The organism is Xanthomonas sp. CFBP 7698 (assembly GCF_003600855.1).
Lineage (GTDB): Bacteria > Pseudomonadota > Gammaproteobacteria > Xanthomonadales > Xanthomonadaceae > Xanthomonas > Xanthomonas cannabis.
The window spans coordinates 94,284-109,747 of sequence record NZ_PRDN01000002.1 but is presented as its reverse complement, the minus strand read 5'-3'; the positions used below and the strand labels follow the sequence as shown (position 1 = coordinate 109,747).

The window sequence follows — 15,464 nt, the reverse complement described above, 5'->3', positions numbered from 1 at the left end:
GCCTTGCGCCAGCCGACGACGCATCAGCGCGGCGCAGACAGCGGCACGGCGGTGGCAGCAATCGGCTTGCCGACATGGCCTTCGGCCATCGCGTCTTTCAGTTCTTTGGGCATGTAGGTTTCGTCGTGCTTGGCCAGCACTTCGTTGGCGACAAAGCGCCCGCCCTGCATGCGCCCGTTGGCGATCACCGATTGGTTGTCGCGAAACAGGTCCGGCAGGATGCCGGTGTACTCGACCTGGGTGGCTGCGTGTTTATCGATGACGGTGAAGCTGACTTTCAACGAGTCGCTGGCGCGCTGGATCGAGCCGGCCTTGACCATGCCGCCCAACCGGAATTGCTGGTAACCGGCCGCTTCGCCGGCGTGTACCTGGCTGGGAGTGAACAGGTAGCTCATGTTCCGCTGCAATGCGAACACGATCAGCGTGCCGGCCAGTGCGGCGGCGGCCAGCACGCCGACGACCAGCCACAGGCGCTGTTTGCGGGTGGCATTCATGGTGCGTCGCGCTCCAGTGCCGGCAACGGCGTATTGCGCTGGCGGCGCGGCGTCTGCCGCTGCAGTTGACCGCGCAGCTCGCGCGGCAGGCGCCGGCGCCGCAACCACGGCGATGCCAGATCGGCCAGCAGCACCAGCATGAACACCGCATACGAAGTCCACACGTAGTGGCCGTAGCCACCCATGGCCAGGAAGCTGCTCATGCGGTGCGCTCCGCCAGCACGATGCGGCGTGCCCAGTCCTTGCCGCTGTCCAGTGCCAGCAGCTCCACCCGTACCCGCCCGAACAGGCTGGCGATGTAATAGCACTTGGTAGCCAGCATCATGGTCAGCAACGGCCATAGCATGTCTGCACCCATCTTGGAGGGACCGAGCAGGCGCACGGTGGAGCCCTGGTGCAGCGTGTTCCACCACACCACCGAGTAATGCACGATGGGCAGGTTGATCAGGCCCACCAATGCGAGCAGGCCGGCCGCGCGCATCGCCTGGCGGCGGTCTTCCACCGCGTAGTACAGGCCCAGCACGCCCAGATACAGAAACAGCAGCAGCAACTCCGAGGTCAGCCGCGCGTCCCAGGTCCACCAGGTGCCCCACATCGGCTTGCCCCACAGCGCGCCGGTGCACAAGGTGATGAAGGTAAAGGCCGCGCCGATCGGTGCCGACGCCATGGTCACCACCTCGGCCAGCTTGATCCGCCACACCAGCGCGATAAAGGCCGACATGCCCATCGCCGCATAGATGAAGAGGCTCATCCAGGCGCTGGGCACGTGGATGAAGATGATGCGGTACGCGTCGTGCTGTTGATAATCCGGCGGCGCCAGCACCAGCCCGCCATAAGCGGCCACTGCGCCCAGGGCCAGCGCCAGCGCCAGCGCCCACGGACGCACGCGCCCGGCAAAGCGGTAAAACAGCGGCGGTGAGCTCAGCCTGTGCAGCCACAACGGGATCCACTTGGCCATGCCGGTGTCGTCAGTTGGAATGTTTGGAAGGCGACAACGCGTCGACCGCCGCGCCGGCATTGACCTGCAGCTGGCCATCGGAAACCTTGCTGGTGCGCTGCAACAGCTCGCGCAGCGCGCTGGCGTCCATCGACGGCGACAGCGACAACAACAGCGCGGCCATGCCGCTGACGTGCGCGGTGGCCATCGACGAGCCGGAGGTGAAGTCGTAACGGCCGTTGGGCTGGGTGGTCAGGATGTCCTTGCCGGGTGCGCTGAGCACCCCTGGCATCGCCGCGCTGGCACTGCTGCTGCGCACCACGAGCACTCCCGGCACGTCGTTGGGAAACCCGTCCAGCCGGCCGTTGGGCGGCATGGCCGCCACCACGATGCGGCCTTGCTGCACCAGGTGCAGCAGCATCTTGCTCAGCAGCGGGTCGGCCGGGCCGCCCAGGCTCAGGTTGACCACCCGCGCGGAGCTGTTGTTGATCGCCGCCAGCGCCTTGGCCAGGGTGAAGGTATTGCAGCGGGCGGTGGCGCCGACCGTGGGCGCATACCAGCAGGCCTTGTAGATGCTCAGCATGGCCTTGGGCGCCATGCCGACGATGCCTTGATGGTTGTTGCTGCCGGCGGCGATGATGCCGGCCACTTCGGTGCCGTGCGAATCGGTGCTGGTCATGACCGGCGTGTCGTCGACCAGATCGTGCACGTCGCGGATGCGCGTCTTCAGGTCGGGGTGGCTGGTATCCACGCCGGTGTCGACCACGGCCACCACCACGCCACGGCCCTGGGTGACGGTCTGCGCGCTGGCGGCATCGGTGTCGATGAAGCCGCGCTGCATGTCCACGTACGGGTCGTTGTAGCCCGACAGCGGGGTGCTCTTTTCGGCGGCATCGGCAGAAAACACCGAGAAATCCTGCACCGGCTGCACCAGCTCCACGCCGTCGTCGTGGGACAGGGTGCTGACCAGCGCATCGCGCGACACGCCTTCTGGCGGCTGCAGCACCGCGCAGTACAGCCCCAGCGAGGTGATCGGCCAGCCGGAGACCTCGCGCAGTTTGTAGCGCCGCTTGATGGCTTCCATGCGCACGGCGGCCTTCTGCCCGGCACCGTAGTAACTGGAGGCGTAGCCGATCAGGCTGGAGCCGGCACGCGCCGGTGGTGCGCTGAGCGGATTGGCCACCGCCAGCAGGATGTCGCGGCTGGCATCGGGTGTATGCGCATCGGCCGGAGCGGATGCCGCGGCGATGGCGGCCAGGTTCGCAGTGTCCTGCGTGGGCGCGGCAGCGTGCGCGCTGCCCTGCAGGCCCAGGCCGATGAGGGTGACGCACAGGCCGATGGCGAGAAGACGGCTCATGGGGCGGAGACGATCTCGGCCAGCCGGATGGCCGGATTGGCGCGCAGTTGCTGCACGGTCTGCTGCGGCTGCGGCTGCGGCGCGGCCGGCACCACGGTGTAGGCGCCCAGGTCGTTGGGCCCGGCGATGACCTGCAACTGCTGCGCGCGCAGCAGGCGATCCCAGTCGGCCACGGTCATCCTGGCATCGGGCACCACGCGGATGGCGCCCTGCGGCACCGGCAACGCGGTTGCGCTGCTCAGCGTGCGGTAGTCGTGCGTGGGGGCCGGCGAGGCCAGCTTGACACCCATGACGCCCAGGCCGATGGCCTGCACCAACGCGGCGGCGGCCAGTGCGCGCACCGTCCAGCTGCCGGAGCGGCGTACTGCCGGTGCCGGCGCGGTGCGCTGTTCGGGGGCATCCAGGCGGCCGAGCAGGCGTTGCAGCCCGGCATTGGGGTCCAGCGTGACGGCCGACGGCAGCGCCAGCGCCTGGCGCAGACGATTTTGCTGCGCGAACTCGGCGCTGCACGAGGCGCACTTGGCCACGTGCGCAATCAGCCAGCTGTGTTCTTCCTCGGTGGCGCTGTCCAGCAGGACGGCTGGCATCAGCTCCCACGCGTGCGAGCATTCCTTGCCAGGCGCGATGAAAAACGTCTTCATTGCATGGTCTCCGTGTAAGGCGCGCTGCCGGCCAGGCCGGGCAGCACGTTGCGTAATTTGACCCGTGCATGGAACAGCCGGGCTTTGATCGTGCCCACCGGGCACTGCATGATGTCGGCGACTTCTTCCAGCTTGTGGCCGACGCCGTAGACCAGTTCGATCACCAGGCGCTGATCCGGCGACAGGCGCTCCATGCCCTTGTCCAGCCAGTCGCGCAGCTCGCGGTCGTCGTTGTCGTCTGCACTGGGGGCGTGCTCTTCCACCACCGCGGTGTCGTCGATGGCTTCACCGTCATGCTGGCGCAGGCATTTGAGCCCGCAGCGGTAGGCGATGCCCATGATCCAGGTCGACACCTGCGAATCGCCGCGGAAGTCGCCGGCTTTCTGCCAGGCGATCCAGAAGCAGTCGTTGATGGCCTCCTCGATGATGTCGGGGCGGCGGGTCAGGCGCGACAGAAACCGGCACAGGCGCCCGTGATAACTGGTGTACATGCTGGCCAACGCGTCGCGATCGCCCGCCGCCATGCGGCGCAACAGCATGCGGTCGGTGGCATCGCCCAGGGTGTCGGTGTCATTCATCGAGGCAGGCATGGCGTAGGACACCTTTGAGTGCCCGCAGGCGGGCAAAAGGTTGCGGGTGGATCAGAAGGCGCGCGAGACCATGCCCACCCAGGGTGTTTCGCCGGGGCCGCCCTGCGCGCGCGGGGTGTTGCTGCTGGTCAGGATCCGGTCCAGCTTCACGGTCCATGCGGCGTGGTTCCACTTCAGGCCCAGTTGGCCATACCGATAGCGGCCGGAACTGGCGGCGCCGTAGGTCATTGCCGGAAAATCGGAGATGCCGGCACCAGCGGAGAGACTGAAACTGGACGACAGCGGCACGCTGGCGGTGACGTCGATCACCTTGTTCCAGGGCGAGCGCTGCGCGCGCGGGAAATTGAAGGTGGACAGCGAAAAGGTCAGCATGTCGCGGTAGGACCAGGCCAGGCTCGCTTCCTGGCGGTCGAAGGTGCGCGACTGGCGGTCGGCCGGGTAGGCGTAGTACAGCAGGCTGGCCTGCATCTGCCAGCGGTCGTCCAGCATCCAGGCGCGCGCGCCCTGGATGGTGAATGCCACCGGCTTGCTGAGCGACGGCGACTGCAGTGCGGCAGAGACCGAGGTCGACCAGCCCGGCGACGGCAGCCAGTAGCCGGCGGTCTGCAGGGTGAAGCGGTTGGGCGCAATTGCGATGCCGCGATCGATCAGGGAGGAGGCGACTGCGACCGCACCGCCGACATTATCGGCCAGTGCATTGCCGCAGGGGCCCAGGAGCAGGGCGAGCATGACTGCATGGCGCAGCTGTAAGCGCTGGGGCTGCGGTGCCGGCGTTCTGCAATGCGCGTGCAGGCAGGGCACGCGTCGAGGCGACGAGGAGGACGACGGTGCACGGCCGTGCGATGCGGCCCACGGCCGCCCCCCGCAGGCGCAATGGCGTCGCGGTGGGTACGGAGACTGCTTGGCGGACAGCAGGTTCGGCAAGGGCGTAGGGCATGGACACGAAGCGGGGCGCGATAGTGACCCATCACGCAGGACGAGACCGCCCCAGCTGTGGCGGTTCCGTCCGTATACGCGAAGGTGTCGGCTCAGGCAACGCGATACCGCGCACCCGTCCTGGTGCGGCATGTGACCGGCTGCCGGCCGCGGAGACTGCGGCCGGCAGGCTGTACCGGGCTTGAAGCGATCGCACCTGCCTAAGCGCGGTCTTCAGACACATGCAGCGATGGCTTGGGCAGGCTCGACTGCCTTGCCGTCCCCGTGCCGGCAGGGACACCCCGCCGGCCGGCGTTTCCGGCATGGCTTGCCGTTCGTCTCAGTGCAGGGTGTTGAGGTAGGCGATCAGGGCGTCCAGCTCCTTCTCGTCTTCAAGCCCTTCGTACTTCATCTTGGTACCCGGTATCGCTTTCTTCGAATCCGCTCTCAGAAAGGCCTTGAGGCCGGCCGCATCCCAGGTGCGCTTGCTTGCCTTGAGCTCAGGGGAGTAGCCGCTGAAGTCCGCCACCGCGCCGGCAGGGCGATTGACGATGCCGAACAGGGAGGGACCCTTCTTGTTCTTGCCCTGCGTGGCGCTATGGCATTCGGCGCATTCGGTCGCAAAGACGCTCTTGCCATCAGCGGCGCGCGCCGGCGTGGCCAGGGTTGCGCCGGCCAGCAACAGGCCGGCCAGCGGTGCGCATAACAACGTTTTGTGGAATGGGTGCATATGAGTCCGTACGGTTGCGTGCAACGGTGGGGGATCAGAACGCCAGGTTGACCGACAGCGAGAAGCTGTCGAGATCGCGCGGATTGGTGATCGGCGGGCCACGGAACACGTTGGAGGTGCTGCCGTTGAATTTGTCGAACCGGAACCAGCCAGCGGAAACGCGCAGGTTGGCGTTGGTGGTGTAGGTGCCTTCGCGGCCGAACGGGCTCCAGTACAGCAGGATCAGATTGCTGGTGGTGTCGGGGATGCCCACCGGCGAATAGCGCGCCGCATCGAACGAGCCGGTGTTGATCATGTGCGCGGCCAGCACGCCATAGGTCTGCTTGAAGGCGTAGTTCACGCTGAAGGTCTGATCGCGCACGCTGCCGCGGTCCAGCGCCGGCATGGTCGGGTCGGACGGAATCAGCGGGCTGCCGTATTTGCGGCGCTCGTAGATGTTGACGTAGGCCAGCGACGCCACGTGCTCGCGCGTGCCGAGGAACTGGTAGGTGAGGTCGTAGCCGAAGTCGGTGAGGTCGTCGCTGGGCCCGTTGCGCGGGCGCTGGCGACGCGTGTTGAGCGCGGTCAGGCCCACCGAGAAGAACTGCCGCTTCATGTCCTTCATGTAGGCCACGCGCGCGTAGGTGGTGTCGCTGAGCTTGCCCGGGTCGCCGTTGATCGGCCAGCCGAGGCGGTCCTGCGCAGACGGCGACAAGGCGCTGTAGCTGCCCACTTCGCCGTACCAGTTCTTGTCATACAGCCCGTACACGCTGGCACCGATGACGCGGTTGGACAGCGACGAGGAGCTGAGCATGGTGGAGGCGCCGCCGTTGGACGCCGGGGTCAGCGTGGAGGCATTGGGCAACACGTGGATCGGGTCGGAGATGCCCGGATTGTTGTTGACGCTGACACCGACCATGGTGTCCTTGCCGGCCAGCTGGAACGGCTTGGTCACAAAGCGCAGATCGACGTCGTCGAGGCGGGTATCGAAGGTGGCATTGCCGCTGTTGTTGGAGCGGATCTTGGAGTAGCCGCCGACGTTGTCGCTGACGCGGCCGGCCAGATACAGGTCGGCCTGGGTCAGGCGTGCGGTGCTGTCGCCACGGCTGGGATTGTTGCGCGACCAGGTGAGCTGGCCGGACACCGGTATCTTGGTGCCGTTGCCGTCGGTATCGGTGAAACCGCCGAGCTTGAAGCGCATGCCATACGGCGTGAGCGAGGGGCCGTACGAGCCGATGTGGCAATCGGCGCAGGACGAACCGGTCTGGCGTGCGAAGGCGGCAACCGCCTGCGCCTGGTTGCTCGCCATCAGCAGCAACGGACCGGTGACGCATAGCAACGACGTCAGGGAGGCGGCACGCGAGGCGGTGGCGCGGCGCGGAGCGGGCTGGGAGTTGGGCATGGAAAGTCCTTGTTCGGCGGGACGGAATGCAACGGATTGGATGCGTGCGGAGAACGGGCGAGGGCTCATGCGTGCTTGCCTGGCAACACGCGGCGCAACAGGCCATCGCGCAACACCAGGTGATGCCAGAGCGCGGCACCGATGTGCAGCAGCACCAGCGCCAGCAGCGCCCAGGCCGCGTTCAGATGCCAGGTGCCCAGGGTGTCGCCGAGATCCGCGTCCACCTCGATCAGGTTCGGCAGCGGCAGGCCGAACAGATACACCGTCTTGCCGAAGGCGTTGCTCAGCGACCAGCCGATCAGCGGCAGTGCGAGCATCAGGCCGTACATGGCCAGGTGGGTGGCACCGGCCAGCAAGCGGGTGATCAGCGGGGCGGGCGGACCGGGCGGCAGCTTGCGCAGACGCAGGCGCAGGCCGATGCGCAACACGAACAGCAGCAACACCATCAGGCCGAAGTGGCGGTGACCTTCCAGCAGCCACTGACGCAATGCGCGACCATCGAGTTCGGCGCGCAGCAGGATCAGGCTGGCCGCCATCACCAGGCACAGCACCGTGAGCCAGTGCAGCACGCGCATCGGTCTGGGGAGCGGAATGACGCGCGCGGCCGGCGCAGTGTCTGGCGCCGACGGCAGCGCGGTGGCATCGGCGCTGGCCGCCGAGTCGGAAGCCTGAGGGGAAGAGCGCATCTGGTCGGTGTCCTCACCGGTGGTGGTCGTTGGTTCCGGCAATGCGTGTCGCGCTGCCAGGCCTGGCTCCCCACGCCGGCCAAGCTGCGGCCAGGTGAACGTGCACCGATATGTGCGGCGATGCCGATGAAAGGTTGCATCGCCACAACGAATTTTTATCGCGGCGGCGGGACATCGGCGCTGCGCCACGCGTGCTGCTGCGCTTGCGCGCACGCCGCTTCGCAGGGCCCCGGCGTGGCGCAACCTTTCGCGCATCGCGGCGCACTCAGGCATGTCGCACTACGTGCAGTCAGCGGTAACGCCCCCGGATCATGGCCTTCGAACCCATCCAGTTGCATACCCACGGTGATGATCGCGGCCTGCTCGTGTCGTTGGAGCAGCAGCGCAATGTCCCGTTCGAGATACGCCGCGTGTACTACCTGTTCGGCACCCGCAGTGGCGTGCACCGCGGACAGCACGCGCACCGCCAGCTCAACCAGCTTGCGGTGGCCTTGCACGGCTCGGTGAGGATCCTGCTGGACGAAGGCAAGGGCGATGGCCCGACCGAAGTGGTGCTGGACGACCCGGCGCAAGGCCTGCTGCTGGGCCGCATGGTGTGGCGCGACCTGCATCACTTCAGCCCCGACTGCGTGCTGATGGTGCTGGCCGACCAGCTCTACGACCCCGGCGACTACATCCTGGACTACGACCAATTCCTGAGCGAAGTGCGTGGCCATCGCAACGATGCACGCAGGTTGGAAGCATGAGCACCCGCAAGCCGCTGGTGATCGTCGGTGCGGGCGAGTTCGCCCAGATCGCCTGCGAATACTTTCGTTACGATAGCGACTACGAGGTGGTCGCCTTCAGCGTGGAGCGCGATTTCCTGCTGCGGCCCAGTCTGGCCGAGCTGCCGGTGGTGGCTTACGAAGAACTCGAACAGCGCTACCCGCCTGCGGCGTACGAGGTCTTTGTTGCGATTCCCGCCACGCAGTTGAACCGCCTGCGTGCGCGGTTCTACGCGGATGTGGTGCGTCGCGGCTACCGCTGCGCCAGTTATGTCAGCTCGCGCGCCTTCGTATGGCGCAATGCCGAGATCGGTGCCAACACGTTTGTCTTCGAAGGCAATGTCATCCAGCCCTTCACCGGTATCGGCAACAACTGCATCCTGTGGAGCGGCAACCATATCGGCCATCGCACCGTGGTGCAGGACCACGTGTTCATTGCCTCGCATGCGGTGATTTCCGGCTATTGCGAGATCGGGCAGGGCAGCTTCGTCGGCGTCAACGCCACGCTCAGCGACAAGGTGCGGATTGCCCCGCACAACATCATCGGCGCGGGCGCACTGGTGACCCGGCATACCGAGCCCGAACGCGTGTATGTCGGCTCACCGGCACGCGCCGTGGCAGGCAGATCTGCGTTCGACGTGGAGCTGTAAGACATGTTCGCCTGGACCAAGCGAGGCCTGGTGTTCGACGTCGCACGCGATGGCGTGGGCGGCTGGATGCAGCATGCGGCGTTGACGCCCACCCCGTACCGGCTGTCCGCGCAGGTGCTGCGCGTGTACGCGGGATTTCGCGACACGCAGGGAGTGAGCCGGATCGGCTACGTGGATGTGCGTGCCGATGCGCCGACGCAGATCGTTGGCGTGAGCGCCAGGCCAGTGCTGGACATCGGGCGCGACGGCAGCTTCGACGACAACGGCATGATCCTCGGAGACGTGGTGGCCGGGCCGGATGGCCTGTACATGTTCTATGTCGGCTTTCAGCGCGTGGCCAAGGCCAAGTTCCTGGCGTTCACCGGCCTGGCTGTCTCGCACGATGGCGGCGAGACGTTTCAGCGCCGCCAGGACACGCCGCTGCTGGACCGTGCGCCCGGCCGCAGCACCATCGCGGCGGTGCATTCGGCACGCTATGAAGATGGACGCTGGCGGCTGTGGTACGCGGTTGGCGATGACTGGGAATATATCGGCGGCCAGCCGTATCCGCGGTATCACATTCGCTATGCCGAGACCGATGTGTTGAGCTGCATTCCCCTTGACGATAGCGTGTGCCTGCGCCCGCAGGGCACGGAATACCGAATCGGGCGTCCGCGCGTCTACCGCCTTGGCGGACGCTATCTGATGTACTTCACCCGCGGCGATACCGCGGGTGGTTACTTCCCGGGCATCGCCTTCAGCCGCGATGGCGTGCACTGGGAGCGGGACGACGGCCAGCTTGGGCTGCGACTGTCCGAGACCGGCTGGGATGCGCAGACGCTGTGTTATCCGGCACTGATCCAGCACGGCGAGCGTGTGTTGATGTTCTACAACGGCAATGCGATGGGGCAGGCCGGCTTTGGCCTGGCCGACGCTGCGTTGCCGGTGGAACTGCAGGGCTGCCATGTATTCGGTTAGGCCCTACACCACCAGCGATGCAGCCAGATGGGACGCGCTTGTCACCTGCTCGCGCAATGGAAATCTGTTGCATCGGCGCGGCTACATGGACTATCACGCAGACCGATTCGTGGATGCGTCGCTGCTGGTGGAACGTGGCGGTGAGGTGGTGGCGGTGTTTCCGGCCAATGTGCACGGCGACTGCGTCAGCAGCCACGCCGGTCTTACCTATGCCGGTCTGCTCTTCTCGGCGGCCTTGCGCGCAGGCGCGAGCTTGCAGGTGTTCGAGCTGATCGCAGCGCATTACCGGGCAACAGGTGTGCGCGAGATCGTCTACAAGCCGGTGCCGCATGTCTTTCATGCGTACCCGGCCGAAGAAGACCTCTACGCGCTGCATCGTGTGGGCGCGCAGCTGTCTCGGCGTGACCTGTCGTCAGTGATTGCACTGCGTCAGCCCTTTGCCTTCAGTGCCGAGCGGCGGCGGTCGATCGCCAAGGCGCGCAAGGCCGGTGTGCAGATCCAGACCGGCACCGCGCTGGAAGAGTTTCATGCGCTGCTCAGCGATGTGTTGCGGCGCCATGCCGTGGCGCCCACGCATCGCCTGGAGGAGTTGCAGCTGCTGCAGGGGCGCTTCCCGCATCACATCGTGCTGCATGAGGCGCGTGCTGGGGGGCGGTTGCTGGCAGCGGCACTGGTCTACGACTTCGGGCGCAGCGTGCACACCCAGTACCTGGCGGTGTCCGAGCGCGGGCGCCAGTTGGATGCGCTGAGCCTGTTGCTGGCCGAGCTGATCACGCAGGTGTATGCGGCGCGCGATTACTTCAGCTTCGGCATTTCCACCGAGCAGGGGGGGCTGGTGCTCAACGAGGGGCTGGTCGAACAAAAGGAGCGCTTCGGCGCGCGGGCCGTGGTACAGGATGTCTATCGATGGACCTTGTAATGGATGTGCCTTTCCTGGATTTGCGCGCGGTCAACGCGCGGTATGCGGACGAACTCAAGGCCGCCGCCGCGCGGGTGATCGATGCCGGCTGGTACGTGCTGGGCCAGGAGCTGGCCGGGTTCGAAGAAGAGTTTGCCAGTTACTGTGGCACCGCCCATGCCGTGGGCGTGGGCAATGGCCTGGATGCGCTGTCGTTGATCCTGCGTGGCTATCGGGAGCTGGGCGCGCTGCGCGAGGGCGATGAGATCATCGTGCCGGCCAACACCTTCATTGCCACCTTTCTGGCGATCAGCCAGAACCATCTGGTGCTGGTGCCGGTGGAGCCGGATCCGGCCACCTTCAACATGGATCCGGCCAGTGTGGAAAAGGCGATCGGGCCACGCACCCGCGCCATCATGGCAGTGCACCTGTACGGTCAGCTGGCCGATATGGCGGCGTTGCAGACGCTGGCGCACCGCTACGGGCTGCTGTTGATCGAAGATGCGGCGCAGGCGCACGGTGCGATGGCGCACGGCCGGCGTGCCGGTGCCTTCGGCGATGCGGCCGCTTTCAGTTTCTTTCCGACCAAGAATCTTGGTGCGCTGGGCGACGGCGGCGCGGTGGTCACCGCCGATACGCATCTGGCCGAGCGCATTCGCGCGCTGCGCAACTACGGCTCGGAGGTGAAGTATCACCATCTGTATCAGGGCGTGAACTCGCGCCTGGATGAGCTGCAGGCCGCCTTGCTGCGGGTCAAGCTTGGCTATCTGGACGAAGAGATCGCGCTGCGGCGCGAGGTGGCGCAGCGCTATCTGCAGGGGATCGACAACCCCTTGATCACGCTGCCGGCCGTGGTCAGCGACGAGCAGCATGTCTGGCATCTGTTCGTGGTGCGTAGCCCGCAGCGCGATGCGTTGCAGGCGCATCTGCTGCGCCATGGCATCCACACCCAGATTCATTACCCGGTGCCGCCGCATCGGCAGCCGGCCTACGCCACCCTGGGCGATGCCTGCCTGCCGGTCAGCGAGCGCCTGCATGCGGAGGTGCTCAGTCTGCCGATGAGCCCGACGCTGGATACCGCGTCGGTGCAGCGGGTGATTGACGCATGCCAATCCTTCGGCGCCCGCACATGAATCTGCTGCGCAGCAGCGCCTATACCGGCGTTGCGACGTTGGCCAAGCTGCTCGCTGCACTGGTGGTGGTCAAGCTGGTGGCCATCCATGCCGGGCCGCAAGGGGTGGGCCGGCTCGGGCAGTTCCTCAATCTGATGTCGGTGCTGGCGGTGCTGGCCGGTGGCGGCATCAGCGCCGGGATCGTCAAGTATGTGGCCGAATATCGCGGCGACCCGCAGGCCCAGGCACGCCTGCTGGGCACGGCGCTGTGGTATGCGTTTTGCGCCTCCTGCGTGCTGGCCGTGCTGGCACTGCTGTTCAGCCAGGCGCTCGCCGAACGTCTGCTGGGCGATGCCGGCTACCGGCCGCTGATCTGCGTGCTGGCGATCGCGCAGCTGGGCATTGCAGTGGTCAATTACATTCTTGCCGTGATCAACGGCTTCATGGACGTGCGCCGCCTGGCCGTGGTGCAGGTGAGCGGTGCGGTTTTGAGTGTGGCCTTGGTGGCGTGGTTGTCCAGCCGGGCCCAGTTGCAGGGCGCGCTGCTGGCGCTGGTGCTGGGACAGGTGCTGTGGCTGCTGGCCGGCGTGCCGGCCTTGCGGGCCAGCCCGTACTTTCGACGCGAGATGCTGCGCATGCGCTTCGATGCGCCGATGGCGCGCCGTCTGGCCGCGTTTTCGGTGATGACGCTGACCTCCACGCTGGTGCCGCAAATGGTGGTCATGCTGGTGCGTGACCATCTGGTCGCACAGTTCGGCTGGCAGCAGGTCGGCTACTGGCAAGCGGTGAGCCGGGTGTCGGATGCGTACCTGCTGTTCTTCACCACCGCCATCAATGTGTACTACCTGCCCAAGCTGGCCTCGTTGCATGAGCGTGCCGCGCTGGGGCGCGAGCTGCGCGCCGCGTACCGCTACGTGATGCCTGCGGTGATCGGCATGGCCCTGGGCGTCTATGTCTGCCGCGACTGGGTGACCTGGGTGCTGTTCGACCCAGGGTTTTCCGCGGCCAGGGCGTTGTATGCGCCGCAGCTGATCGGCGACGTAGTCAAGATTGCCGCCTTCGTGTTGTCGTATGTGATGCTGGCCAAGGCGATGACGCGCGTGTTCGTGCTGTCCGAATGCGTATTTGCGGCCAGTTACCTGGGGTTGGTGTACCTGTGCACCGCGCACTTCGGCCTGGTCGGTGCGATGTACGCGTTCGTCGCCAACTACGTGCTGTACCTGCTGTTCAACATCGTGGTGGTGCGTCGCTACCTGGTGCAACCGGCGTGAGCGAACGAATGCCCCTGTCGGAGCGTGCACACTGGCCGCTGGTGTCGGTGCTGATCCCGGCATTCAACCACGCGCGCTTCGTCCAGCGTTGCCTGGACAGCGTGCTGGAAGAACCTTACCCGTGCAAGGAGATCGTCATCATCGACGATGGCTCCAGCGATGCGACCGCCGAGAGGATCGGTGAGTGGGTCGCGCAGCACGGGCATCGGTTGCCGGTGCAATTTGTGCAGCGGGAGAACCGGGGTGTGGCTGCCACGCTCAACGAGCTGGCCCTGCGTGCCAACGGCGACTATCTGCGCCTGGGTGCCAGCGACGATTACCTGCTGGCGGGCGGGCTCGATGCACAGGTGCGTTACCTGCGTGCGCACCCACAAAAGCTGGCAGTGATCGGCGATGCCTGCGTGGTCGATCAGCACGGGCAGCGCTTGCACGACAGTGCGATGCGCGACCTGCACGGTGTGGATGTCGATCTGTATCGCTCCGAGCCCGGGATCCGGCGCGCGGTGATTCGGTACTGGGCGGTCAGCGGTGCAGTGGCGCTGTTGCGGCGCAGTGCTTTCGATGCCCGCAGCGGCTGGGACGAGTCGTTGCGCATCGAAGACTGGGACTTCTTTCTGCGCCTTGCTGCAGGTAATGCGCTGGGATTTGTCGACATGCAGGTGTGCGCCTACCGCTTGCATGGCAGCAATCTCAGCAAGACCGTCGACGTGCGTGCGCGCATCGCCAATCTGAGCGAGTCGCGGCAGGTTGCGCTGCGCTGCGCGAAGCTGTTCGACGAAGAATCTGACCGCACGCTGTTGCGTGCGCAATCGCGCTACATCGCCGCCAAGGTGGCCTACCTGCAACGCCGGCCGCTTGCCCTGGCCGGCCATCTGCTGGCCTATGCCTGGTTATCGCTGCAGGCACGCTGGCGACCGGGGCATGCGGCGCGCGCGACGGAGCCGGTATGACGAGCCTGTTGCGACGACCGGCAAGCTATCTGGCGTTGCCGATGCTGCTCAGCTGCGCATTGACGTGGCTCACCTATACGCTCCCCGATGGCTACGGCGCGGGCGTGGCGTTGCTCGCAGTCGCTGCGGCGTCGACCTGTGCGCTCGATGCGCTCCTGCGGACACACTTGCCCGATATCGAGCACTTCCGCCGCTACCGCTACGCCGGCACCCGCGACGCTTTCCTGGCACTGACCCTGGCGGCGGTAGTCACCGTGTTCTGCATCGCCGATGTGGTGCTGTTTCCGATTCCGCTGTTCAGCGATCCCGCGTCTTACGCAACCTTGAGCCCGGCGCGCTCGCATGTGCGGCACATCTCCAATATGTGCTGGATCCTGCCGCCGATCGCGCTGCTGTGCGTGCGCCACCGCGGCCTGCGCGCGGCGATGGTGACGTTGGGGTTTGTCTTCCCGATCGTGGTGATCGACCGCAACCGCATCTTCGCCGGGCTGTTTTCCTTTGTGCTGGTGATGCTGCTGCGCCGCGATGCGGCACGCCGCTTGCCGTGGAAGACCATCGGCTTGTTGCTGCTGGCGGGCGGCGGCGTGTTCTCGGTGCTTGGCGCCTTGCGGTCCGGCTCGCTGGCGACGGTGGCGCTGCCGTTCAGTGCGTTCTACCGCGCCGTGCCGCAGGGGCTGCAGTGGCTGCTGCTGTACATCAGCGCCGGGCCCTACAACTTCGGCGCGATACTCGCCAAGGGCTACGTCAACGCCAGCTTGCTGATCAACCAGCTGGTGCCCTTCAGCGGCTCGATTGCCACTGCCGGCACCGGCATTCCGCTGGACGCGCCCAACATCAACGTGGGCACCGAGTTCTTCCCGTTTCTGATGGCCTGGGGTGCCCCCGGTGCCTTGCTGGCGTTGCTGGCGCTGTATGCGGGCCTGGTGTGGAGCGTGCGCCGGCTCAACCGGTCGTTGTCGATCTTCCATGTGCTGATCTTTCTGCGCATCGCCTATGCCTGCGTGATGTCGCCCTTTGCACCGCAGGCGTTTACCTGGACCAACTTCGGCTTCATTGCGCTGTGCCTGGTGTTGCATGCCTGCACCGTGCTGCTGCCCAACCGCCATGCCCCATGCCCGTCTGCCGTGTAAG

Annotated in this window: 18 protein-coding genes; 8 read left to right on the top strand and 10 right to left on the bottom strand. The window is 66.2% G+C overall.

Going from position 1 to position 15,464, the window contains the following annotated elements; translation table 11 throughout:
* Positions 1-23: 23 nt before the first annotated feature.
* The 10 genes from ccmE to XnspCFBP7698_RS08225 form a co-directional block, all read right to left on the bottom strand.
* Entirely contained in the window at positions 24-494 is a 471-nt protein-coding gene (ccmE, locus tag XnspCFBP7698_RS08270; RefSeq protein WP_104580092.1) for a cytochrome c maturation protein CcmE, read from the bottom strand.
* A complete protein-coding gene (gene ccmD / locus XnspCFBP7698_RS08265; protein ID WP_104580093.1) occupies positions 491-697 on the bottom strand; it encodes a heme exporter protein CcmD in 207 nt (68 codons plus the stop codon). Before ccmD ends, ccmE begins: the two co-directional genes overlap by 4 nt.
* On the bottom strand, positions 694-1,452 hold the full coding sequence (gene ccmC, locus XnspCFBP7698_RS08260) for a heme ABC transporter permease CcmC (protein ID WP_104580094.1): 759 nt from the start codon (positions 1,450-1,452) through the stop codon (positions 694-696). Before ccmC ends, ccmD begins: the two co-directional genes overlap by 4 nt.
* Before the next feature lie 10 nt (positions 1,453-1,462).
* Entirely contained in the window at positions 1,463-2,788 is a 1,326-nt protein-coding gene (locus tag XnspCFBP7698_RS08255) for a S8 family serine peptidase (RefSeq protein WP_104580095.1), read from the bottom strand.
* Positions 2,785-3,429, bottom strand: coding sequence for a zf-HC2 domain-containing protein (locus XnspCFBP7698_RS08250; RefSeq protein WP_047696831.1), 645 nt, complete (start codon positions 3,427-3,429; stop codon positions 2,785-2,787). The genes XnspCFBP7698_RS08255 and XnspCFBP7698_RS08250 overlap by 4 nt, the downstream gene beginning before the upstream one ends.
* Positions 3,426-4,019 (bottom strand): sigma-70 family RNA polymerase sigma factor, encoded by a 594-nt coding sequence (locus tag XnspCFBP7698_RS08245; protein ID WP_179455132.1) that lies wholly within the window; start codon positions 4,017-4,019, stop codon positions 3,426-3,428. The genes XnspCFBP7698_RS08250 and XnspCFBP7698_RS08245 overlap by 4 nt, the downstream gene beginning before the upstream one ends.
* Before the next feature lie 51 nt (positions 4,020-4,070).
* Positions 4,071-4,748, bottom strand: a complete 678-nt coding sequence (locus XnspCFBP7698_RS08240) for a hypothetical protein (RefSeq protein WP_104580096.1) — start codon at positions 4,746-4,748, stop codon at positions 4,071-4,073.
* A gap of 526 nt (positions 4,749-5,274) precedes the next feature.
* Positions 5,275-5,664 (bottom strand): c-type cytochrome, encoded by a 390-nt coding sequence (locus XnspCFBP7698_RS08235; RefSeq protein WP_047696832.1) that lies wholly within the window; start codon positions 5,662-5,664, stop codon positions 5,275-5,277.
* Between the two features lie 34 nt (positions 5,665-5,698).
* Positions 5,699-7,045 (bottom strand): cytochrome C, encoded by a 1,347-nt coding sequence (locus tag XnspCFBP7698_RS08230; protein WP_104580097.1) that lies wholly within the window; start codon positions 7,043-7,045, stop codon positions 5,699-5,701.
* Between the two features lie 65 nt (positions 7,046-7,110).
* Positions 7,111-7,731 (bottom strand): cytochrome b/b6 domain-containing protein, encoded by a 621-nt coding sequence (locus tag XnspCFBP7698_RS08225; protein WP_146093207.1) that lies wholly within the window; start codon positions 7,729-7,731, stop codon positions 7,111-7,113.
* A 311-nt stretch (positions 7,732-8,042) separates the two neighbouring features.
* On the opposite strand from XnspCFBP7698_RS08225, the gene XnspCFBP7698_RS08220 reads away from it, so the two are divergent.
* From XnspCFBP7698_RS08220 to XnspCFBP7698_RS08185, 8 genes are read left to right on the top strand one after another with little or no spacing between them, the layout of a single operon-like run.
* Complete coding sequence (locus XnspCFBP7698_RS08220; protein ID WP_104580099.1) at positions 8,043-8,477, top strand: FdtA/QdtA family cupin domain-containing protein; 435 nt, start codon at positions 8,043-8,045, stop codon at positions 8,475-8,477.
* Entirely contained in the window at positions 8,474-9,145 is a 672-nt protein-coding gene (locus XnspCFBP7698_RS08215; RefSeq protein ID WP_104580100.1) for an acetyltransferase, read from the top strand. The genes XnspCFBP7698_RS08220 and XnspCFBP7698_RS08215 overlap by 4 nt, the downstream gene beginning before the upstream one ends.
* Before the next feature lie 3 nt (positions 9,146-9,148).
* Positions 9,149-10,102: a hypothetical protein gene (locus XnspCFBP7698_RS08210; RefSeq protein ID WP_104580101.1), complete on the top strand. Its 954-nt coding sequence runs from the start codon at positions 9,149-9,151 to the stop codon at positions 10,100-10,102.
* A complete protein-coding gene (locus XnspCFBP7698_RS08205) occupies positions 10,089-11,021 on the top strand; it encodes a GNAT family N-acetyltransferase (protein ID WP_104580102.1) in 933 nt (310 codons plus the stop codon). The genes XnspCFBP7698_RS08210 and XnspCFBP7698_RS08205 overlap by 14 nt, the downstream gene beginning before the upstream one ends.
* Complete coding sequence (locus XnspCFBP7698_RS08200; RefSeq protein ID WP_104580103.1) at positions 11,009-12,133, top strand: DegT/DnrJ/EryC1/StrS family aminotransferase; 1,125 nt, start codon at positions 11,009-11,011, stop codon at positions 12,131-12,133. The genes XnspCFBP7698_RS08205 and XnspCFBP7698_RS08200 overlap by 13 nt, the downstream gene beginning before the upstream one ends.
* Positions 12,130-13,383, top strand: a complete 1,254-nt coding sequence (locus tag XnspCFBP7698_RS08195; protein WP_104580104.1) for an O-antigen translocase — start codon at positions 12,130-12,132, stop codon at positions 13,381-13,383. Before XnspCFBP7698_RS08200 ends, XnspCFBP7698_RS08195 begins: the two co-directional genes overlap by 4 nt.
* Positions 13,380-14,333, top strand: coding sequence for a glycosyltransferase (locus XnspCFBP7698_RS08190; RefSeq protein WP_104580105.1), 954 nt, complete (start codon positions 13,380-13,382; stop codon positions 14,331-14,333). The genes XnspCFBP7698_RS08195 and XnspCFBP7698_RS08190 overlap by 4 nt, the downstream gene beginning before the upstream one ends.
* Positions 14,330-15,463, top strand: coding sequence for a hypothetical protein (locus XnspCFBP7698_RS08185; protein WP_104580106.1), 1,134 nt, complete (start codon positions 14,330-14,332; stop codon positions 15,461-15,463). The genes XnspCFBP7698_RS08190 and XnspCFBP7698_RS08185 overlap by 4 nt, the downstream gene beginning before the upstream one ends.
* The last annotated feature ends 1 nt before the right edge of the window (position 15,464 follow it).